This is a genomic window from Ralstonia sp. R-29, assembly GCF_049913345.1.
GTDB lineage: Bacteria > Pseudomonadota > Gammaproteobacteria > Burkholderiales > Burkholderiaceae > Ralstonia.
The window spans coordinates 2,213,238-2,235,962 of record NZ_CP184377.1; the positions used below are offsets into that span (position 1 = coordinate 2,213,238).

General features: G+C 64.7%; 13 protein-coding genes and 2 pseudogenes. 4 read left to right on the forward strand and 11 right to left on the reverse strand.

Annotated elements, in window-relative coordinates:
* The 3 genes from ACN9M1_RS10360 to ACN9M1_RS10370 form a co-directional block, all read right to left on the reverse strand.
* Entirely contained in the window at positions 1–3,156 is a 3,156-nt protein-coding gene (locus ACN9M1_RS10360; RefSeq protein ID WP_426394115.1) for a multidrug efflux RND transporter permease subunit, read from the reverse strand.
* 2 nt (positions 3,157–3,158) lie between these two features.
* Positions 3,159–4,322, reverse strand: coding sequence for an efflux RND transporter periplasmic adaptor subunit (locus ACN9M1_RS10365; protein WP_426394117.1), 1,164 nt, complete (start codon positions 4,320–4,322; stop codon positions 3,159–3,161).
* A 179-nt stretch (positions 4,323–4,501) separates the two neighbouring features.
* Positions 4,502–6,856: a patatin-like phospholipase family protein gene (locus ACN9M1_RS10370; RefSeq protein WP_426394118.1), complete on the reverse strand. Its 2,355-nt coding sequence runs from the start codon at positions 6,854–6,856 to the stop codon at positions 4,502–4,504.
* Between the two features lie 262 nt (positions 6,857–7,118).
* On the opposite strand from ACN9M1_RS10370, the gene ACN9M1_RS10375 reads away from it, so the two are divergent.
* The 3 genes from ACN9M1_RS10375 (at position 7,119) to ACN9M1_RS10385 (ending at position 13,040) form a co-directional block, all read left to right on the forward strand.
* Positions 7,119–8,795, forward strand: coding sequence for an L-lactate permease (locus tag ACN9M1_RS10375; protein ID WP_426394120.1), 1,677 nt, complete (start codon positions 7,119–7,121; stop codon positions 8,793–8,795).
* A 363-nt stretch (positions 8,796–9,158) separates the two neighbouring features.
* Positions 9,159–11,039: an HrpF/NolX family T3SS translocon protein gene (locus ACN9M1_RS10380; RefSeq protein WP_426394122.1), complete on the forward strand. Its 1,881-nt coding sequence runs from the start codon at positions 9,159–9,161 to the stop codon at positions 11,037–11,039.
* Positions 11,040–11,207: 168 nt separating this feature from the next.
* The gene (locus tag ACN9M1_RS10385; protein WP_426394123.1) at positions 11,208–13,040 is read left to right on the forward strand and encodes an ABC transporter ATP-binding protein; all 1,833 of its coding nucleotides are present in this window, start codon (positions 11,208–11,210) and stop codon (positions 13,038–13,040) included.
* Positions 13,041–13,686: 646 nt separating this feature from the next.
* Here the strand turns inward: ACN9M1_RS10385 and ACN9M1_RS10390 are convergent.
* The 8 genes and pseudogenes from ACN9M1_RS10390 to ACN9M1_RS10425 form a co-directional block, all read right to left on the reverse strand.
* Positions 13,687–14,217: a chromate transporter gene (locus ACN9M1_RS10390; RefSeq protein WP_426394125.1), complete on the reverse strand. Its 531-nt coding sequence runs from the start codon at positions 14,215–14,217 to the stop codon at positions 13,687–13,689.
* Positions 14,214–14,792, reverse strand: coding sequence for a chromate transporter (locus tag ACN9M1_RS10395; RefSeq protein WP_426394126.1), 579 nt, complete (start codon positions 14,790–14,792; stop codon positions 14,214–14,216). Before ACN9M1_RS10395 ends, ACN9M1_RS10390 begins: the two co-directional genes overlap by 4 nt.
* A 4-nt stretch (positions 14,793–14,796) precedes the next feature.
* Complete coding sequence (parC, locus tag ACN9M1_RS10400; protein WP_426394128.1) at positions 14,797–17,139, reverse strand: DNA topoisomerase IV subunit A; 2,343 nt, start codon at positions 17,137–17,139, stop codon at positions 14,797–14,799.
* A 49-nt stretch (positions 17,140–17,188) separates the two neighbouring features.
* Positions 17,189–18,079 (reverse strand): lytic transglycosylase domain-containing protein, encoded by an 891-nt coding sequence (locus ACN9M1_RS10405; RefSeq protein ID WP_426394130.1) that lies wholly within the window; start codon positions 18,077–18,079, stop codon positions 17,189–17,191.
* A gap of 16 nt (positions 18,080–18,095) precedes the next feature.
* Positions 18,096–20,081 (reverse strand): DNA topoisomerase IV subunit B, encoded by a 1,986-nt coding sequence (locus ACN9M1_RS10410; protein ID WP_426394132.1) that lies wholly within the window; start codon positions 20,079–20,081, stop codon positions 18,096–18,098.
* A 160-nt stretch (positions 20,082–20,241) separates the two neighbouring features.
* Entirely contained in the window at positions 20,242–20,772 is a 531-nt protein-coding gene (locus ACN9M1_RS10415; protein WP_426398847.1) for a hypothetical protein, read from the reverse strand.
* A 33-nt stretch (positions 20,773–20,805) separates the two neighbouring features.
* A pseudogene (locus tag ACN9M1_RS10420) lies at positions 20,806–21,117 on the reverse strand (ATP-binding cassette domain-containing protein); the annotation flags it as partial.
* Between the two features lie 201 nt (positions 21,118–21,318).
* A pseudogene (locus ACN9M1_RS10425) lies at positions 21,319–22,152 on the reverse strand (ABC-F family ATP-binding cassette domain-containing protein); the annotation flags it as partial.
* Between the two features lie 151 nt (positions 22,153–22,303).
* Between ACN9M1_RS10425 and ACN9M1_RS10430 the strand changes: the two are divergent.
* Positions 22,304–22,510, forward strand: a complete 207-nt coding sequence (locus ACN9M1_RS10430; RefSeq protein ID WP_426394134.1) for a hypothetical protein — start codon at positions 22,304–22,306, stop codon at positions 22,508–22,510.
* Positions 22,511–22,725: the final 215 nt, after the last annotated feature.

Genomic DNA, 22,725 nt, shown 5'->3' on the forward strand with positions numbered 1-22,725 from the left:
TCAGGCAGCAGGCCCCGCTGCCTCGTGCTCATGCGCGGCGTCCAGCTTGCGCTGCCGCTCGCTGGCCTTGAACACGCGCCGCACCACCACAAAGAACACCGGCACCAGAAACACCGCCAGCACGGTCGCCGTGATGATGCCGCCCAGCACACCGGTGCCGATCGCGCGCTGGCTGGCCGACGCAGCACCGCTCGCCATGGCCAGCGGAACCACACCAAAGGCAAACGCCAACGACGTCATCACGATCGGCCGGAAGCGCAGGCGTGCGGCTTCCAGCGTGGCGTCGATCAGCCCCACGCCCTGCGCATGCAAGTCCTTGGCGACTTCGATGATCAGGATCGCGTTCTTGGCCGACAGGCCGATCGTCGCAATCAGGCCGACCTTGAAGTAGATGTCATTCGGCAGGAAGCGCAGCGTGGCCCCCAGCAGCGCACCGAGCACCCCCAGCGGCACCACCAGCAGCACGGCCAATGGAATCGACCAGCTCTCATACAGCGCCGCCAGGCACAGAAACACGACTAGGATCGACAGCGCAAACAGCGCAGGCGCCTGTGCCCCTGACAAGCGCTCCTCAAACGACTGGCCGGTCCACTCATAGCCAAAGCCGTCGGGTAGCCCGCGTGCGATCGATTCCATCGCAGCCATGGCCTCGCCGGAGCTGTGGTCGGGCGCGGGCGAACCGGTGATCGTCATCGACGGAAAACCGTTGTAGCGGTCCAGCTTGAGCGGCCCGACGGTCCACGTTGCGGTGGTAAAAGCGGAGAGCGGCACCATGCCGCCCGCAGCATTGCGCACGTGCATGCGGCCAAGCTGCTCGACCAACACGCGCTGCTTGCCCTCGGCCTGCACGATCACGCGGCGCACCTGGTTGCGGTAGACGAAATCGCCCGCGTAGTCGGAGCCGAACATCACCGCCAGCGTGCGGTTGATGTCGTCAATGGCCACGCCCATCGACAGCGCCTTTTTGCGATCCACATCGATCAGGATCTGTGGCGCGTCGCCCTGGCCGGCGAACGTGACCTCCGACAGCGCCGGATGCTTCGCCGCCTCCGCGAGCATGTGGTCACGCGCCTGCGCCAAGCGCTCGTAGCCGGCGCTGCCGCGATCCTGCAGGCGGAGGTCAAATCCGGGCTTGCTGCCGAGTTCGGGCAGCGCGGGCGAGTTCATCGCCATGACCGTGGCGTCCTTGATCTTGCTAAACGCGGCATTGGCGCGCCCCACCACGGCATCGACGTGCTGTTCAACACCCTTGCGTTGCGTCCAATCCTTGAGCGTGAGGAACAGCATGGCTGCGTTCTGCCCGTTGCCATACAGGCTGAAGCCGGTAATGGCGAGCGTGGAAGCCACAGCGGGTTCGTTCGTCATGTAGTACTGCTCGGCCTGACGCACGATGTCGAGCGTTTGCGCCTGCGTGGCACCGGCGGGCAACTGAACGATGGTCATGAACTGGCCCGTGTCCTCTTCCGGCAGAAAGGCGGTCGGCAGCTGCGTGAACAGCAACACCACCACACCGATGACCGCCCCGTATGCGACAAGCGCACGGCCTGTGCGATTCAGCAGCCGGGCCACGCCGCCCTGGTAGCGCGTCGTGAGGCGCCCAAAACCCCGGTTGAACGCCCCGAAGAACCCCTTGCGCTCCGTGCCGTGGCCCGGCTGAACAGGCTTGAGCAACGTGGCGCACAAGGCCGGCGTCAACGTCAGCGCCAGAAACGCCGAGAACACCATCGACACCACCAGCGACAACGAAAACTGCCGGTAGATGTTGCCCACCGCACCGCCAAAGAAGGCCATCGGTACGAACACCGCCGTCAGCACCAGCGAGATGCCGACAATCGCCCCACTGATCTGCCGCATCGCCTTGGCCGTCGCCTCGCGCGGCGACAGCCCTTCGTCATGCATCACACGCTCGACATTCTCCACCACCACAATGGCGTCATCGACCAAGATGCCGATGGCCAGCACCAGGCCGAACAACGTCAGCACGTTGATGGAGAAGCCCATCGGCAACATCACCGCAAACGTGCCCAGCAATGCGATCGGCACCACCAGCGTGGGGATGAGCGTCGCGCGCAGGTTCTGCATGAACAGCATCATCACCAGGAACACCAGCACCACGGCTTCGAGCAGCGTCTTCACCACCTGCTCGATCGCGATGCCGACAAAGCGTGAGCTGTCGTACGCCACCTCGTAGCGCACGCCCGGCGGGAAATGCGTCTGCGCCTGGTCCAGCACCGCGCGTACCCGCTTGGCCACGCCGACAGCGTTGGCACCCGGCGCGAGCTTGATGCCGATGGTCGTCGCCGGCTTGCCGTTCATGCGCGACAGGTAGAGGTAATCGCTGCCGCCCAACTCCACGCGCGCCACGTCGCGCAGCAGCACCATGCGGCCTTGTGCGTCCGCGCGTAGCGGAATCTGCCCGAACGCATCGGGCGTGGTCAGCCCATCGTCGCCGGTCACGCTCGCGTTGATGGCCGCGCTGCCCGGCACCGCCCCGCTGCCGATCTCGCCCACGGTAATGCGCGCGTTGTAGCGGCGCACGGCGTCGCTCAGATCACCGGGCGTGAGGCCGAGCGCGGTGAGCTTGTCCGCATCGGGCCAGATGCGCATGGCGTATTCGGCGTCGAACAATTGCGCAGTGCCGACGCCGGGCACGCGGCGCAGTTGCGGGATGAGGTCGGACGACGCCAGATCGCCAAGGTCGATGCCGTCGAAGCGGCCGCTATCCGCCGCCAACGACAGGTACATCATGTAATCCTCGGCGGCCTTCTCGATGCGGATGCCGTTGCGTCGGACCACTTCGGGCAGGCGCTCCTCGACGATCTTCAGGCGGTTCTGCACCTCCACCGCGGCCAGGTCCGGGCTGGTGCCCTGTTTGAACGCGAGGTTGATCGACACATTGCCCGCCGCATCCGACGACGACGACATGTACAGCAGCCCCGGCGCGCCGTTCATCTCGCGCTCGATGATGGCCGTGACGGCACTCTGCACCGTGCGTGCGGAAGCGCCCGGATAGTTGGCCGAAATGCTGACGTTGGGCGGCGCGATGGTCGGGTACTGCGCCACCGGCAGGCGCGGCAGCGCAAGCAGGCCGGCCAGAATGATGACCAGCGCAATCACCCAGGCAAAGACCGGGCGGTCGATAAAGAAACGTGCCATGGTCAGCCCTTGCTTGGCTTCGTTTCGATGGGCTTGATGGCCATACCCGCCTCCAGCGTCTGCATGCCGGGGATGGCGACGCGTTCACCGCCGGCCAGGCCGCTCGTCACCCGCCATTGATCGCCGGCCAGCGTTTGCGCCGTAACGGGCTGGGCGGCCAGCGTGTTGTCTGCCTTCACCACGAATACCGACGCACCATGGCGATCCCGCTGCAACGCGCTCTTCGGGATCGTCACCGCGCCCTGCTGCACGGCGTGGGATAGCTTCACACGCACGTACATGCCGGGCAGCAGCAGGCCATCCGGGTTGGGCAGCACAGCGCGCATGGACACGTTGTCTGTCGCGCGATCGACCACCAAGTCGGAGAACAGCAGCCGGCCCGGGCGCTCATACGCAACACCGTCGCTCAGGATCACCTGCACGCCGATGTCCTGGCCGGACAGCGCGGACGCCTGCCCCGTCTTCAGCGCACGCTGCAGGGCGAGCACTTCAGCGGCGGGTTGCGCGAAGTCGACGTAGATGGGGTCGACCTGCTCAACAGTGGTGAGCGGCGTGGCAGCGCCTTCCTTGACCAGCGCGCCTTCGGTGACCTGCGCACGACGCGAACGGCCGCCGATGGGCGCCGTGACCGTGGCGTAACCGAGGCGCAGTTGCGCGGTCTCCAGCGCAGCGCGGGCGGAGACGACATCGGCCGCCGCCTGTCGCTCGGTGGCTTGCGCTTCGGCGTATTCGAGTTCGCTTACCGCGCGTGTGGCGGCCAGGCCTTTGTAGCGCGCGGCTTTGTCATGTGCGATGGCCGCCTGGGCCTGCGCACGCGCCAGCGCGCCTTGTGCCGCATCCACCTGGGCCTTGAGCGGTGCCGGATCGATACGGAACAGCACTTGCCCCTCCTTAACCACCTGCCCCTCTTCGTACGCGCGCTTGAGCACGATGCCATCCACGCGCGCACGCACTTCCGCCGTGCGATACGGCTCGATGCGGCCGGGCAGCTCGGTCACCAGCGGCGCATCGGAACGCTGCGCCACGGCAAATTCGACTTCCGGCGGGCCATCGGGCTTGGCGGCGTGGTCTGACGACTTGCCACAGGCTTGCAACGCCGCCAGCGCGCACGCGCACAACAGCCATCGGGACGAGCGAAGACGGTGGGACAACAGCGAGAACATCATGGGAAGGGGGCTGGGCGCGACCGCGCTCGAGGTCTTGAACAAACGGAGCGCAAGGCTAGCACGCACGTTTGCCGCAACCTGACCGATCGATTTCCCAATCTGATCAAGGCCTTACGACCACCCCGGCCGGCGACGCACCCCCGCCATCGCGGCCGGCAATGCCACGTGGCAGCGTTCGCTCAGAACACGCGGCCCAGCTGCAGATAGACGTTCCACACGCCCTGCGGCGCCACCGCAAAACCGAAGTACAGCGGCCCGATCGGGCTGTTGCCGCCCACGAACAGGCTGCCGCTCTTCAGGTAGCCGCCACTGCCGAAGTTGTTGCGCAACTGCCAGACATTCCCCGCCTCCGCGCTGGCGCCGAATACCGGCGCGCGCAGGCCGAGCAGATCGTCGATGCGCAAGTCGTAGAGATACGTGAGCCGACCGTACAGCAGGTACTGCCCGTTGAACTGGTCTTGCGCATACGCCGACAGGTGCTGGAAACCGCCCAGAAAGAACCCCTCGTTGGCGCCACTGCCGCTGTTGCCGCCGTTCTCTCGTGTCGGGCTGTTGGCGCCAAACTGCCCTGCACCCTCCAGCGCCACATTGAAAGTGTGGCGTCCGTAGCTGGTCGCCCACAGGCCCTTCGCCTGTGCGGTGTTGTACTTCTTCTCCAGCGAGCCGAAGCCTGTCTCCACGCTGCTGAAGAGGTAGTAGCCCCGGCGTGGGAAGAGCGCATCGTCAAGCTGGTCCACCGTCAGCTGCGCGCGGAAGGCGGGCTGCTGCGCGCGCAGGGTCGGCAAGTCAAACGCACCGACGGGAGTGCCCGACGCGTCCGTCTCCAACGACAGGTAGTTGAACGTGGCGGTCTTGCTCACGTAGTTCACGCCCAGGCGCAATTCACCCTTGCGGCCCAGGGGAACGCCCAGATCCACACCCGCCCGCGCGGTCTCGATGGTCACGGCATTGAACGGCTTGGCGTCGCGGGTGGGTGCTTCGTCGTCGAAATAGAGATCCGAGCGGCGGCGCGAATATTCGGCATACGGTGCGACGTAGAAGCCGCGCGCCTGCCACAGCGGCTGGCGCAGTTCGGTGTGGAGACTGGCCCGGTTGCTGCCCAGCACGATGTCGTTGCGCCACTCCAGCCCGCTCTGCGTGAGCCACGGATACCGGTGCCCCAGGTTGACGTTGAACGCGCCGCGCCCGTCGAAGTTGGTCGACATGCCCAGCCCGAACAGGAAGAACTGGTTGCCCCACGATTTTTCATGCGCGTCGATCTTGAGCGTGTGCACGCCGTTCTCGTCGACCAGCCGCTGCGTGACGGTTTCAAAGTCGCCGGTGGTAGCCAGGGCAGAGAGGTCACGGTTGAGCGCCTCGACGTCGTATGCATCGCCCTCGTGCACGTTCAGCAGTTGGCGCACGCGCGCCACGGGCACGCGGCCGCTGGTGGTCACGTCAATGGCGTCGATGCGCGTGCCCTGCGCAAGCGTGCCCTGCGACGCCTGTGTGGCCCGATCCGAGACATAGGCGGCATAGGCCTGCGGCGAGAGCGACAGCCCCGCCAGCTTGGCTTCCACGCCCTGTGCAGCACGCTCGCCCTCCCGCACTCCCTGCGCGCCCTTGGCAAAGTCGGTGAGCGACAAATCCTTCAACTCCGGCTCAATCAACACGTCGCGGCCGCGCAGCAACGCCTTCTGCGCACGCACGTTCTGGCCGACAAGGATGGTGATCATCTGCTGCGTCACCGCCGCTGGCGAGGCCAGGTCTTCCGGCCGCTGCAAGTCCGTGCCGATGTTGACGGCGATGATGATGTCTGCGCCCATGTCGCGCGCCAATTGCACCGGCAGGTTGCTCACCAGCCCGCCATCCACCAGCGTGCGCCCGTCCACCTCGATGGGTGCGAACAGGCCCGGCACCGCCATGCTGGCGCGCATCGCCAGCGGCAGCGAGCCATGGTCGAGGATCACCCCATCGCCCGTGGCCAGGTCGGTCGCCATGGCCTTGAACGGAATCGGCAGCCGCGCGAAATCGGTGTTGTCGGGCCAGCGGGCCGTCCAGTTCTTGAGCAGTGCCAGCAGCCGGTTGCCCTGCACCAGCCCCGTGGGCAGCTTGAACTTGCCCTCGCCATAGCCGGCGGACAGCCCGATCGGATACTGGAAATCGTCCTCGCGCAGCGATTGCGGCAGCTTGGCGCGCTCGTTGCGGTCAAACGCGATGTCGCTCAAATCCACCTGCGAAAGCTTCTGCTCAAGCTCATCCGCACGCAGGCCGCTGGCGTACAGCCCACCCACCACCGCGCCCATGCTGGTGGCGGCAATCACGTCCACGGGAATGCGCATGCGCTCCAGCATCTTCAACACGCCGATATGCGCATAGCCGCGCGCTCCGCCACCCGACAGCACCAGGCCGATGCGCGGCCGCGCCGGCTCCGCTCCCGGTTGGCCGGGTGCCACGCCCTGGCCATGGGCGGGCGACAGTGCGGCAAGCAGGAGCACGGCGGCGACCAGCCGAGACCCGTGGCGGCGAATCAAAGAGCCCGTCTGGAAAGCCATGGCGTGAGGGACGATTCTGGTTAGGGGCGAAGTTGCAGGCGCAATGATTCCACAACCGGGATTTACCCGGTGCAATTGCCTGCACCGCATCGCAGCAGGCACGGGCGCCGATGAATACTTTTCAGGGCGAAAGTGACAGAATATTGCCCAGACCCGGACACGCTTGTTCCTACAATCCGCGGTTGCCTCTTAAAAGAAAAGGGGCGACAGAAGACGTTCGGTATCGAGAAGAACTGAAACGCCCAAACAGGAGGAGACCAAGATGTGGAATCAAGTCTATGACCCGCTCGGCAGTGCCGTGTGGTCAACCATTGCGGCCGGGGTACCGGTAGCCGTGCTGCTGTGTTCGCTGGCGTTCTTTCATATGCAGGCCCACTTGGCAGCGGGCCTCGCGTTGATTGTCGGGGTGGGCATCGCCGCCTTCATCTTCGGCATGCCGGCTGCGATGGCGGGCAAGGCGGCGGGGCTGGGCATCGTCTCGGGCCTGTTCCCGATCGGCTGGATCGTCCTCAACATCATCTTCCTGCACCGGCTCACCACCTTGAACGGCTCATTCAAGGTCTTGCAGAGTTCCATTTCCGGCATTACCGAAGACCGCCGCCTGCAACTGCTGCTGGTGGCGTTCAGCTTTGGCGCGTTTTTTGAAGGCGCGGCGGGTTTCGGCACGCCGGTGGCGGTGACGGGCGCCATCCTAATCGGGCTGGGCTTTTCACCGCTGGCGGCATCGGGCCTGGCGCTGATCGCCAACACCGCGCCGGTGGCCTATGGTGCGCTGGGTGCGCCGCTCATCGGGCTGGCCTCGGTGACGGGGCTGGACTTGCTGCAGCTCTCGGCCATGGTCGGCCGCCAGTTGCCGTTCTTCTCGGTGCTGGTGCCGTTCTGGCTGATCTGGGCGTTTGCGGGCTTCCGCGGCATGCTGCAGATCTGGCCGGCGATCCTGGTGGCCGGCGTGTCGTTCGCCATTCCGCAGTTCCTGGTGTCGAACTTCCACGGCCCCTGGCTGGTGGACGTGATTGCCGCGCTGGTGTCGATGGGTTCGCTCACACTGTTCCTCAAGGTGTGGAAGCCCAAGATGATCTGGACGTCCACCGCCCTGCGCAACCGCGAAGACAACTCCCGCGTCGACCCCGAAGCCGCCGCAGAAGCGCGCCAAGCCACCACGGGCACCGACGGCAAGATCAGCCGCGCGCAAGCCTGGCTGCCCTGGGTGATCCTGACCGTGTTCGTGTTCATCTGGGGCGTGCCGCAGTTCAAGGCCTTTGCCGACGGCCTGTGGGCGTTCAAGTTCGCCATCCCGGGGCTGGACAAAATGGTGCTCAAGGGCCCGCCGGTGGTGCCCAAGGTGATTGCCGAAGGCGCGGTGTTCAACTTCAACGTGCTGTCGATGGCGGGTACCGGCATTCTGGTCTCGGCCATCGTGGGCGGCCTGCTGATGGGCTACTCGCTGCCGCGCATGGCGAAGGAATACTGGAACACCATCAAGCTCACGCGCTATTCGCTGCTGACCATCTGCGCGATGTTCGGCATCGGCTACCTGACCCGCTACTCGGGACTGGACGCCACGCTGGGCCTCGCCTTTGCGCACACCGGCGTGCTGTATCCGCTGTTCGGCACCATGCTGGGCTGGCTGGGCGTGGCGCTCACGGGGTCGGATACGGCATCGAACGTGCTGTTCGGCGGCCTGCAGAAGACCACCGCCGAGCAGCTTGGCCTGTCGCCGATCCTCATGTCGGCGGCCAACAGCTCGGGCGGCGTGATGGGCAAGATGATCGACGCGCAGTCCATCGTGGTGGCCTCCACCGCCACCAAGTGGTACGGCCACGAAGGCGACATCCTGCGCTACGTGTTCTTCCACTCAATCGCGCTGGCCTTCCTGGTGGGGCTGATGATCACCCTGCAGGCCTACGTGGAGCCATTCACGCGGATGGTGGTGCACTGACCTCCAACGCTTCAACGCACGAACAAGCCGCTCCACCGAGCGGCTTTTTTCATGGTGCGATGGATATGTGGAGCGGCCGGTTCGCCAGCCTCGACACGTTTTCGCTTCAGCCTCCATCGCGTCCGGCGGGGCACCACTAGGCTCGCACTCTGGCGGCTTTTGGATAACACCGTGATGCGGCCCGACCGGGGCTGACGCTGCCGGACGCCGAGCACGCTCACGCCCCAGTCCGAGCGCTGCCCTGGGTTGCGGCCGCATCCCGGTGGCTGCTTAGCCGGATCGACTGCATCCCCGCTCTTCGGGCTGTTTTGCGCAGCCAGCACGCCCTTGAACCACTCGCCCACCCTTCAAACAGGAGCAGGTATGTCAGTTCATATGCCCTCATCCAATACCGCCAGCCGCGAAGCGAAGCACGCCTCGCTAGGCGACTACGCCAATGCTGCACTGGACACCGCGGCGTCCTTTGCCGGCATTGGAGGCACCCCCAACCCGCAAAGCCCGTCCGACCCGACACAGCTGAGCCTCTACCAAGGCATCAGCGCGAAGCTGGCCGCATCGCTCAGCAACGAAAACGATGACGACGATGACGACGACGATGTCACGCAAAACAGCGGCAACCGGCATGTGGCGACGCCGCCCAACTCGGCAGCGCCTGAGCAGGCTCAGCCACAGCAGGCTCAGTCGCAGCAATCCACCGTGACCTGGAACGGCGGCACGCTGAGCCAGACGGAGGTGCAAATCGTGTCGGTTCTGGATCGGCACAAGGACCAGTGCCCGCTCAGTTGGGATGGCCTTCAGGACAAGATCAACGACCCGTCCACGCCGCCCGATTTGAAAGCGGCGCTGCAGGGGCTGGCGCAAGACCAGCGTTTGTTCATCGCTATCGGATCGCAAGGCGACGGCCGTTGCGGCGGCAAGATCAAGGCCAATGACCTGGATGCCTTCACTGCCGAGCACGCGCAGGTCAGCGCGTTCAACGAGCAGCAGGCCAAGAGCTTCGAGCAGAACTACATCCCTTCGGACGGCAACGCGAATGGCCAGCCCTCCGTCATGACGGAAAGCGATGCCCTGCGCGAGCTCTACAAGTATTCCGACAACCTGACCAAAAAGCTCGGGCAGGACGAGTTCCAGCAGATCGTGGATGGCGATGCCAAGACCGGCAAGACGCCACCGCAAGTCATTGCCGCAGCACAGTACTTTCTCGATCATCAGGACGCCTGGAACCGCCTGACCGGTGGCGGCGAAGTCAAGAAGGAAGACTTCTTGCAGGCCGCGTCGTCGTCCATGAGCCTGACGCAGAGCGAGTTGAATACGCTCAAGACGATGAACGGCAGCCAGCAAGCGTTCTTCGGCGATGGCGACCTCACGCGCGACAAGCTGGCGAGCATGGCGAACAACAAGCAACTCGACGCGAATGTCCGCCAGGCAGCGACCCATCTGCAGCAAGACCCGGTGTTGTTCAGCCTGCTGAATAACGCCATCACGGGTTACAAGACGCACCACGGCTTCTTCGATTTCGGCGGTGGCCATACGGTCGACTCCGGCAATATCGCGGGCCGCGACTTCCAGAAGTTCTACGGCAACCTGTCGCAAGCCAACCAGACGGTTCAGAAGCCGCAGATCCATACGCCCAAAACCGACGCCGACAAGAATGCGGTCGCCTGCATGCTGATGGGCACTGCTGACCAGCCCGAGATCAAGTCGCCCAAGCACAACGGCGGTTTCCTGATGCACGCGATCGACGAAGCACTCAAGGTCGAAGGCAAGCTGCTGGATTGGGCATCCATGGCGGTTGGCGCGCTGAGTTTCATTCCCGGCGTGGGCGAACTGGCGGACGCGGCATCCACGGCGTTGGAAGCCGAGTCTCAAGGCTGCAACATCCTGCATACGATGGTCAGCGGCGGCAACGTGAAGAAAGCGCTGGAGGAAGCGGGCCTCAATCTGGCCGCCGCCGCCATCGGCAACATCGGCGGCCCCGAGGTTCGGCTGGCGATGAAGGAAGGCATCACCAAGATCATCGCCGAGAAGGCCATCAATGCCGGCATGGACATGGCGGTATCGCAGGCACAAGGCTATGCGGAAAACTATCTCGCCGGCCTGAAGAGTCGACTGGAAGATCCCGCGCAATCCCCTGCGGGGCAAGACCCCACGCAGGCAGACAGCGACTCCGCTTCTATGTTGGCGGCCAGCAGCCCGCAGGTGCCACAGCAAAAGACGGACGACGACGACGGCGACGTGGTGTAACAGCCTTTGCCATGAAGGGCTCGCCGGTGCCCAAGCCGGCGGCCCATCGGGTCGGCCTGACTGCCACCCTGTGTCAGGCAAGGGTGGCAGCGGGCGCGTATCATGCCTCCTCCCGCCTTTTTGCGCGTCCCGCTCCGAGGCACCGCCCCGCCCGGTTCGCCGTGCCCCATGCCATTGCGCCGCCTCGAAAAGCTCGTCGACCCGTTTCACCCCCTGCCTGACAGCCAGCCACCGTCCGGCGTCTGGCGCTTCTATGCCTATTACCTGCGCGAGGTGCGCGGCATCTTCGTGTTCCTGCTGGTGGTAGGACTGTTGGGCTCGCTGATCGAAGTCGCGCTGTTCGACTTCCTGGGCCGGCTGGTCGATCTTGCACAGAGCACGCCAAGCGCGGATTTCTTCGCGCGCCACCGCAATGAGTTGCTGTGGATGGCGTTCGTGGCGCTGATCGCCCGCCCGATCATCTTCGGCCTGCACGATGCGCTCGTGCATCAGGTCATCAACCCGAACCTGTCGAACCTGATCCGCTGGCAAAACCACCGCTACGTGCTCAAGCAAAGCCTGGCGTTTTTCCAGAACGACTTTGCGGGCCGTATCGCACAGCGGATCATGCAGACGGGCTTCTCGCTGCGAGACTCAGCAGTACAGACGGTGGAAGCACTCTGGCACGTGGTGATCTACGCCGTCAGCGCGCTGGTGCTGTTTGCGCAGGCGGACTGGCGCCTGATGGTGCCGCTGCTGCTGTGGATCGTGTGCTATGTGGCCGCCACGTCGTACTTCGTACCGCGCGTCAAGGCACGTTCGGTCATCGCCACGGAATCGCGCTCGCAGCTGATGGGTCGCATTGTGGACGGTTACACCAATATCACCACGCTAAAACTGTTCGCCCACACGCAGCTGGAAGAAGCGTATGCGCGCGATGCCATGGCCGATCAGACCGAGAAGACGCAGTTGTCCGGGCGCATGATCAGCGCCATGGATTTCACCATCATCACCCTGAACGGCCTGTTGATCGTCAGCACGTCAGCGCTGGCCCTGTGGCTATGGAGCCAAGGCCGCGTCAGCGCCGGCACCATCGCCCTGACCACGGGCCTGGTGATCCGCATCAACAACATGTCGAGCTGGATCATGTGGGTGGTCAACGGCATCTTTGAAAACGTCGGGCAGGTGCAGGACGGCATGCAGACGATTGCCGTGCCGCGTACCGTGACCGACCGGCCGGATGCCAAGCCGTTGCATGTCAGCCAAGGCGAGGTGCGGTTCGAACAGGTGGGCTTCCACTACGGCAAGGGCGGCGGTGTCATCGAAGGGTTGGACCTCGTGGTCCGCCCCGGTGAACGCATTGGCCTAGTGGGCCCGTCGGGTGCAGGCAAATCGACGCTGGTCAACTTGCTGCTGCGCCTGTACGACGTCGAGCGCGGCCGGATTCTGGTGGACGGCCAGGACATTGCCGCCGTCACGCAGGAAAGCCTGCGCGAGCAGATCGGCATGGTCACGCAGGATACGTCGCTGCTGCACCGCTCGATTCGCGACAACCTGCGCTACGGCAAACCCGATAGCAGCGAGGCCGAATTGATGGAAGCTGTGCGCCGCGCGCGGGCGGATGGATTTATTCCGCACTTGTCGGATGCACAAGGCCGGCATGGCTTTGATGCATTGGTGGGCGAACGCGGGGTGAAGCTTTCGGGTGGTCAGCGCCAGCGCATTGCCATTGCGCGGGTGCTGCTCAAGGATGCGCCGATCCTCATTCTGGACGAAGCCACCTCAGCACTCGACTCGGAAGTCGAAGCCGCGATTCAGGAAAGCCTGGAAACGCTGATGCAGGGCAAGACGGTGATTGCGATTGCGCATCGACTGTCGACCATTGCCCGGATGGACCGGCTGGTGGTGCTGGATGGTGGGCGGATTGTTGAGAGCGGCACGCACGCTGAGCTGCTGGCGCAGGGTGGGCTGTATGCGCGGTTGTGGGCGCATCAGACGGGGGGGTTTGTGGGGGTGGATTGAGGGGGGATTGGGTAGGAATGACCTTTTGTTTTGGCCTTGGCGGTCCATCCCCTGTTTCATCCCCTGCCGGGGCTGACTCACTTTCTTTGTCTTGCCAAAGAAAGTAAGCAAAGAAAGGCGCGCCCGATGCGGCGACACACTCCTTGAATTTATGTCGCAAGGAGGGAGAGGAGGCAAACTCGCTGCGCTCAGACAAGCCTCCCCTCTTTTTCCTCCTTGCAACAGAAATTCAAGGCGCCGCATAGGGCAGGGAAAAGCAAACCCTCGATTGCCAGCGCGCCACTTCGTCGCCATTGAGGGCGGCGCTATGCGTACCCCTTTCGCCCTGGCGCTCGCACGAGTGTCCCGTCGGTTTGGCCTTTGACGTTCCTGCCCTTGATGGCGCCTTGAATTTCTGTCAGCGGGCGGAAAAAAGACGGGGAACTGTCTGAGCGCAGCGAGTTTTCCCCGTCTCCGCCCGGTGACATAAATTCAAGGGGAAGTCGCCATCTCGGGCGCGCCTTTCTTTGCTTACTTTCTTTGGCAAGACAAAGAAAGTGAGTCGCCCCCGGCAGAGGGTGAAACGGAGATGGACCAACAAGGCCGTCCCGGCAGGGAATGAAACAAGGGATGAACCACCAAGGCAAAAACCCACACCTTGAGCAAATCAAACCCACCCCATCCCCCCCACCAACGCCCCAATCCCTACCAGCGCCAGCGGATGCACCCGCGTAAAAGTACAAGCGAGGACGGTCGCCACCGTCAACGCAATCGTGCCAACACTGTTATCAGCCCCACGCGCAAGCACCCACCCGGTGGCGAACATCAGCCCGATGGTGAGCGGCGCCAGCCCCCGCCGCACCAGCGCAATCCATCGCGCATCGGGCTTGCGATCCATCACCCGCGCGATCACCGCGGCAATCACGCACGACGGCCCGCAGATACCCACCAGCGAGGCAATCGCCCCACCCAGCCCGGCTGCCTGCCAGCCAAACAACTCAACGAAGAGCACGTTCGGCCCGGGAGCCGCCTGCGAGATGGCGTACATGGCGCTCAACTGCTCGCTCGTCATGTAGTGACGCGTGTCGACCAGGAAACGGTGCATGTCCGGCAACGTCGAGCTGGCTCCGCCAATGGCCAGAAACGACAGCACGAGGAAGTGCCAGAAGAGATCGAAGACGGTGGTGAGATACGTCATCGCATGGCCCTCCACTCCAGCACCAGCGCGAGCGGAATCAGCACCAGCATGACCGGTAGCAACGGCCACTGCAGCACGCCAATCGTGAGGAACACCGCCAGGCCAATGCCGACAGCGCGCCACGTGCGCGACTGCCCTTGCGCCAGTTTGACCGCGGTTGAAAGCACTAGCCCCGCCGCCACGGCCGCCATGCCCTTGAGCAGGTTCTGCGTAAAAGCCAGCGCGCTGAAGTGGTCGTACACCAGCACGATCAGCAACAGCAGCACGGCGGGCACCATCACCAGGCCACCCATCGCCGCAGCCGCGCCGCGCACGCCGTGGTAGCGGTAGCCGAGCATCACTGAGAGATTGACGACGTTCGGGCCGGGCAGCACCTGCCCAAGGCTCAGCAGTTCAGCAAACTCGGCGTTGGACAGCCACCCGTTGCGGTCGACAATGCCGGCACGCGCAAACGGCAACACGCCGCCAAAGCCCGATAGGCCCATGCGCGCAAACTCGGTGAAGAGGGTGCGGCACGATGGAACGTTGGCCTTTGCGTCTGCAACGGCTTCAGGCTCGGCGTGCGGGTCGCGCATCGGATCAGGCGGCTTCGGGTGCGGGCTTGGTCAGCGAGAGCTTCGCGTCACGCAGCTTGGGCTCGAGCGTCTTGCCCTTGCGTGCACGCTTGCTGGCGTAGGCCTCTTGCGCGCGGGTCGTCATGGTCTGTTCGACTGCCTTGCCGCCACGCGGGCCAGTGCCCGAAAGCACGAAGCCGGCCGCACCGAAGGCCAGCGCCTGCAGCAGCGTTTCGTTCTTCTCCAGCTCCATCAGGATCACGCCACGGCCACCGCTGGCGAGCGTCTTCAGCTCGCTAATCTGGAACAGCAGCATGCGCCCGCCCTCCGACAGACAGGCCACGCCATAGGCATCGGCAGGCGCCGGCGCAGGCTTGTTCGGTTGGTCGCCCTCATCCAGCGTCAGGAACGCCTTGCCCGCCTTCTGGCGGCCGACCATGTCGCCCACCTTGGCCAGGAAGCCGTTGCCGCCGCGCGTGGAGATCACCAGGTTCTGCTCGGCATGGCCGGCGAACGTGTGGGCAATATGCGTGCCCGGGGCGAGTTCGATCAGCGTGGTGAGCGGCACACCGTCGCCACGGCCGCCCGGCAGGTTGGCCACGGCGACCGAGTAGACGCGGCCCGTGCCCTTGTCGTCGCGCGTGCCGAAGATCAGCAGCGCATCCGTCGTGCGGCATTCAAAGGTGTCATACAGCGTATCGCCCGCCTTGAAACCGAACTGCGTGGCATCGTGGCCGTGGCCCTGACGCGTACGCACCCAGCCCTTCTGCGAAACGATCACCGTCACCGGCTCGTCGACCACCTTCACCTCGGCGGCGGCACGGCGCTCTTCCTGGATGAAGGTGCGGCGGTCGTCGCCGTATTGCTTCGCGTCGGTCTCGATCTCCTTGATGATGCGACGGCGCATCATGGTCTCGGACTTCAGCAGCACGTCGAGATCGGACTGTTCTTCGCGCAGGTTCTTCAGCTCCTGCTCGATCTTGATGGCTTCCAGGCGTGCGAGTTGGCGCAGGCGGATTTCCAGGATGTCTTCCGCCTGGCGGTCGCTCAGATTGAAGACCTGGATCAGCGCGGCCTTCGGCTCGTCGCTCTCGCGGATGATGCGGATCACGTCCTCGATGCGCAGCAGCACCATCTGCCGGCCTTCGAGGATGTGGATGCGGTCTTCCACCTTGCCCAGGCGGTGGCGCGTGCGGCGCGTGACCGTGGCGAAGCGGTACTGAATCCATTCAACGAGGATGTCGCGCAAGCCCTTCTGGCGCGGCCGGCCATCCGTGCCGATCATCACCAGGTTGATGGCGGCGCCCGACTCCAGCGACGTGTGCGCCAACAGCGCGTTGGCAAATTCCTGCTGGTCGATGTTCTTGCTCTTGGGCTCGAACACCAGGCGCACCGGCGCATCCTTGCCCGACTCATCGCGCACCGCGTCCAGCAGGCCGAGCATGGTCTGCTTCATGGTGAGCTGATCCGGCGACAGCGACTTCTTGCCGGTACGCACCTTCGGGTTGGTCAGCTCTTCAATCTCTTCCAGCACCTTCTGCGACGAGGTGTTGGGTGGCAGTTCGTTGACCACCAGTTGCCACTGGCCGCGTGCGAGTTCTTCGATCTTCCAGCGCGCGCGCACTTTCAGGCTGCCGCGTCCGGTTTCGTACACCTGCGCGATGTCCGCCGCCGACGAAATGATCTGCCCGCCGCCCGGAAAGTCCGGCCCCGGCATGTGCTGCATCAGGTCGGTACTGGTGAGTTTGTCGTCGCGGATGAGCGCCACAGCAGCGTTTGCCACTTCGCGCAGGTTGTGCGACGGGATTTCGGTGGCCATGCCCACCGCGATGCCCGATGCGCCGTTGAGCAGCACGAACGGCAAGCGCGCGGGCAGCAGCTTCGGCTCGTCCATCGAACCGTCGTAGTTCGGGACGAAATCGACCGTGCCCTGGTCCAGTTCTTCGAGCAGCAAGCGCGAGATCGGCGTCAGGCGCGCTTCCGTGTAACGCATCGCCGCAGCACCGTCGCCATCGCGCGAGCCGAAGTTGCCCTGGCCGTCGATCAGCGGGTAACGCAGCGAGAAATCCTGCGCCAGGCGCACCAGCGCGTCGTATGCGGATTGATCACCGTGCGGGTGGTATTTACCGAGCACGTCGCCCACCACACGCGCCGACTTGACCGGCTTGGCATCGGCGCGCAGGCCCATCTCGTGCATCGCAAACAGGATGCGGCGCTGCACCGGCTTCTGGCCGTCGGCCACCTCGGGCAGTGCGCGGCCCTTGACCACGCTGATGGCGTAGTCGAGGTAGGCGCGCTCGGCATAGGCGCCAAGCGTGAGCGCTTCGGCCGGCTCGCTAGGGTCGAAGAGGATGTCTTGTTGTTCCATGGAGGCTCAAGCGAAAGCGGCGCACTTCAACATGGCGGCGCCGCCAGGATCAATGTTGGGGGATGTTGGTGGCCACGCCGGTGGCCGGGTCCAGCACGAGTTCGATACGCGCCGGCCGGCCCGTGCGGCCAGGCTTGCGCGTGGCCATGACGCCGTTGGCGCTCACGTTCATCAAGCCGGGCACAGCCGCAACCGGGTTGTAGTAGCGATAGAACTGCAACACCGTCTTCACGTAGTTCTGCGTTTCGGCGTAGGGCGGAATGTCGTTGCCGTGCTTCTGCACCGCGCCCTCGCCCGCGTTGTAGGCGGCCAGCACAAGTTCAAGGTTGCCCGAGAACATGCGCAGCAGGTCGCTCAGATAACGCACGCCGGTGGTGATGTTGATCTTCGGGTCGGCTAGTTTCTGCGCGGCCGTACGGCGCGCGTCGCCGGTCACGCCGTAGCGCGCGCCGGTATCCGGAATCACCTGCATCAGCCCGATCGCGCCCTTGGGCGACACGGCCTGCGGGTTGAAACCGGATTCGGCGGCAATCACCGCTTTCACCAGTGCAGGGTCGATGCCGTGCTTGCTGGCCGCCTGGCGGATCAGCGGCTCGACCGTCGGCACGTTCGGGTGCTGCAGCACCGCGCGCACGAGGCGCTGACGCATGCCGGCGTTGTCGAGCGCATCACGCTTGCTGGCGTTGAGGTAGGCGTCCGCGTCGGGCAGTTCAGTAGCGGGCAGCGCGATGGCGGTGTCGGCCTTCTCGTCTGCCTTGTCGGCCTTGCCAGCTACGGCGGCGCCCTTCATGAAGAGCACGTAGCGATCATCCACGCGTTCGGAAGCGAAATGCGCGAGACCGTTCTCGTCGATGTAGCCGTAGACGTCCGCGCGCGCCGGCTGGCTGGCCAGCAAGGCCAGCGCCGTGAACACATAAGCGGAACGTCGGAACAGTTTCATCGTGATCGGTTGGATGTCAGATGTCGGCTTCGACTTCGTTGCCGCGCGCTTCCAGCCACGTGCGGCGTGCGCCGGCTTCGCCCTTGCCCATCAGCATATTCATCATGTTGATGGTCTGGTCCTGATCCAGCGCGCCCAGTGCCACGGGCAGCAGACGGCGCGTGTCGGGGTTCATGGTGGTTTCCCAGAGCTGCTCGGCGCTCATTTCGCCCAGGCCCTTGAAGCGGGAGATCTGCCAGGCGCCTTCCTTCACGCCGTCCTTGCGCAGCTTGTCTTCAATGGCTTCGAGTTCGCCGTCGTCCAGCGCGTAGAGTTTCTGCGCGGGCTTCTTGCCGCGCGCTGGCGCATCGACACGATACAGCGGCGGGCGCGCCACGCATACATTCCCGCGGTCGATCAATTGCGGGAAGTGCTTGAAGAACAACGTGAGCAAGAGCACCTGGATGTGCGCACCGTCCACGTCAGCATCGGACAGGATGCAGATCTTGCCGTAGCGCAGGCCGGACAGGTCAACCGTGTCGGTCGGCCCGTGCGGGTCGACACCGATGGCGACCGCGATGTCGTGCACTTCGTTGTTGGCAAACAGGCGGTCGCGCTCGGTTTCCCACGTGTTCAACACCTTGCCGCGCAGCGGCAGGATGGCCTGGTATTCCTTGTCGCGGCCCATCTTGGCCGAGCCGCCGGCGGAGTCACCTTCCACCAGGAAGAGTTCGTTGCGGGTGATGTCGTCCGATTCGCAGTCGGTCAGCTTGCCGGGCAGCACGGCCACGCCGGAGCCCTTCTTCTTCTCGACTTTCTGCGCCGCGCGCGTACGCGCCTGCGCCTGCTTGATCACGAGTTCGGCCAACTTCTTGCCGTGCTCGACGTGCTGGTTCAGCCACAGCTCCAACGTGGGGCGGCTGAACGTGGAGACGAGGCGCACCGCGTCGCGGCTGTTCAGGCGTTCCTTGATCTGGCCCTGGAACTGCGGGTCCAGCACCTTGGCCGACAGCACGAACGAGGCACGCGCAAACACATCTTCGGGCATCAGCTTGACGCCCTTGGGCAGCAGCGCGTGCATCTCGACGAAGCTCTTGACGGCCTGGAACAGGCCTTCGCGCAAGCCGGATTCGTGCGTGCCGCCGGCCGGCGTCGGGATCAGGTTGACGTACGACTCGCGCACCGGCGAGCCCTCTTCCGTCCACGCCACCACCCACGATGCGCCTTCGCCGAAGGCAAAGCCTTCTTCGCCGGGCTTGTCGGGGTCGGCAAAGTGCTCGCCTTCAAACAGTGGGATCACCGGCTCGGCGCCGCTGCCCTGTGCAAGCGATTCGACCAGGTAGCCACGCAGGCCCTGGTCGTATTGCCATTCGATCGTCTCGCCGGTTTTTTCCTGCGTGAGCGTGACTTTCACGCCCGGCAGCAGCACGGCCTTGCTGCGCAGCAAACGCTGCAGCTCAGCCTGGGGGATGTTCTCGGAATCGAAATACTTGGCGTCCGGCCACACGCGCACGCGGGTGCCGTTCTTCTTCTCGCCGCGCTCGGCCTTGCGGGTGGCGAGCGGCTCGATGACGTCACCGCCGGAGAACGTGAGCGTCGACACCTGGCCATCGCGCCAGACCGTCACCTCCAGCCGCGTCGACAGCGCGTTCGTGACCGACACGCCCACGCCGTGCAGGCCGCCGGAGAACGCGTACGCGCCGCCGCGGCCCTTGTCGAACTTGCCGCCCGCATGCAGGCGCGTGAAGACGATCTCGACCACCGACACACCCTCTTCCGGGTGAATGCCGACAGGAATGCCGCGCGCCTCGTCTTCCACGCTGACGCTGCCGTCCTTGTGCAGCGTCAGCGCAATCAACTTGCCGAAGCCACCCAACGCCTCGTCAGCGGCGTTGTCGATGACTTCCTGCACGATGTGCAGCGGGTTGTCGGTGCGCGTGTACATGCCCGGTCGTTGCTTGACCGGTTCCAGGCCCTTGAGGACCTTGATCGACGATTCGCTGTATTGGGAGGTTTTGCTCATGGAAGGCGGAAAAACTGACCAGGCCTGGGTCTGTCCACAGGCACCGGGAATGCAGCGCGCATTGTAAAGGAAGCTGTCTTGAACAATGCGGAGGGATTGTCAGTTCCGGGATGCGGCGCATGACCGACATCCCGTTGACATATTGAGGGGGTCCGGACGATCAGGCCGTACCGGCACGCTTGCCTTCGAGTGCTTCCCAGCGCTCAAGCGCTTCCAGCAGTTCCAGCTCGATGGCTTCGTGGCGCTCGGCCAGCTTCTGGGCGCGCTCCGGGTCGCGGCCATAGATCGTGCCGTCTTCCAGCTCGGCGCCGACCTGCTTCTGCTCGGTCTCCAGCGCCTCGATGGTGGCAGGCAGCGCATCCAGCTCGCGTTGCTCCTTGTAGCTGAGCTTGACCGTGGCGCGCTCGCGTGGCTTGGCCGCCTCGAGCTTCTTCTCCTCGGCGACAGGCTTGGCGGCCTGCGCAAGTTGCGCCGAACGTGCCGATTGCGTCTGCCAGTCCGAGAACCCGCCCACATATTCGCGCCAGCGGCCCTCGCCTTCGGCCGCGATCACCGAGGTGACGACGTTGTCGACGAAAGCACGATCGTGCGAGACCAGGAACACCGTGCCGCTGTATTCCTGCAGCAGTTCTTCCAGCAGTTCCAGCGTGTCGATGTCCAGATCGTTGGTCGGTTCGTCCAGCACGAGCACGTTGGCCGGACGTGCGAACAGACGCGCCAGCAGCAGCCGGTTGCGCTCGCCGCCCGACAGCGACGCCACCGGCGAGCGCGCACGCTCGGGTGCGAAGAGGAAGTCGCCCAGGTAGCTCATCACGTGCTTGCGCTGGCCGTTGACTTCGATCCAGTCGCTGCCCGGGCTGATGGTGTCGGCCAACGAGCGGTTGAGGTCCAACTGCGCGCGCATCTGGTCGAAATACGCGACCTGCAGATTGGTGCCGTTGCGCACCGTGCCCGAATCCGGCGCCAGTTCGCCGAGGATCAGCTTGAGCAGTGTGGTCTTGCCGACACCGTTGGCCCCCAGGATGCCGACCTTATCGCCGCGCATGATGGTCGCAGTGAAGTTGTCGACCACCGTTTTGTCGCCGTAGCGCTTGGTCACGTCCGTCAACTCGGCGACGATCTTGCCGGAGCGGTCGCCCTGCGAGACCTCAAGCTTCACGTTGCCCTGCACCTCGCGACGTGCCTGGCGCTCCACACGCATCTGCTCCAGCCGCGCAACACGGCCGACGCTGCGCGTGCGGCGCGCTTCCACGCCCTTGCGGATCCACACTTCTTCCTGCGCGAGCAACTTGTCGAAGCGGGCGTTTTCCAGCGCTTCGGCCTCAAGTTGCTGCGCCTTGCGCTCCTGATACGCGGTGAAGTTGCCGGGGTACGAACGCAGCTTGCCGCGATCCAGCTCGATGATGCGCGTGGCAACGCGGTCGAGGAACGCGCGATCGTGCGTGATGAACAGCACGCTGCCGCGGAAGGCGAGCAGCAGGTCTTCGAGCCAGCGGATGGAGTCGTAGTCGAGGTGGTTGGTCGGCTCGTCCAGCAGCAGGATGTCGGGCGCGCCCACCAGCGCCTGCGCCAGCGCTACGCGCTTGGTCAGCCCGCCTGAGAGCGAACCGATGCGCGCACCGGGCTGCAGGCCAAGTTGCGCGATGGTGGTTTCCACGCGCGTGTGCAGTTGCCACGCATCCGCCGCGTCGAGTTGCGCCTGCAGGGCATGCAGCTTGTGCAGCGCCTCTTCGTCGTGGGATTCCCCCATCGACGCGACGAGCGCTTCGTATTCCGCCAGCAGGCCAGCAGCATGCGGCACGCCCATCGCCACGGCTTGGGCCACGGTCTGGTCGGGGTCGAACACGGGCTCTTGCGGTACGTAGGCGGAGGTGACGCCGCTCTGGCGCGCGATCAGGCCGTCGTCAGGCGCCGTCGTGCCAGCGACGATCTTCAACAGCGAAGACTTGCCGGTGCCGTTGCGGCCGATCAGGCCGACGCGCTCGCCAGCTTCCAGCGAGAAATCGGTATGGTCGAGCAGCGCCACGTGGCCGAACGCCAGTTGTGCATCGGTAATGGAAAACAGGGCCATGCTGGAGTGAAAAGGGTGCGGGCCGGATGGGGCCGGAAGGCGCGTATTGTACGGCCGCCGCCATTGCGCTTGCCTGCGCGGGTGCTATAACGCTTGTGCCGCCGCGTGCCCTTTTGCGCGGCGCCCATCCACATCAAGCCAGGGGGCACCCATGCGCGGACTGTTCGGGCTGTTGATCATCCTGATCGTGGCAGGCATTCCGGTGCGGCAGATCTTGCTGCGCACCGGCTTCTCTCAATGGTGGGCACTGCTGGTGGTTGTGCCGCTGGTGAATTTGATTGCGCTGTGGATCTTCGCGTTCTCGACCTGGCCGAGGCAGTCGCCCCTGCCTGGCAACGTGCTGCCCGACCAACGTTAGGAAGCGAACGCACCAAAGAAAACGGCCCGCTTTCGGCGGGCCGGAAGAGTCTCTCCTCGATGCCTTGCGAACAAGACATGGGCGGAGCATAGCGCCCCTTTCCACTCTCGGGCAGTCAGGACAAACCCGGTAGGGAAAAACGCCGGTTTCTTTCCGCAACGCCAAGCACTATGCGGGTTTGCACCGCAACAACGCATGCCGCGTCAAGCATGCGC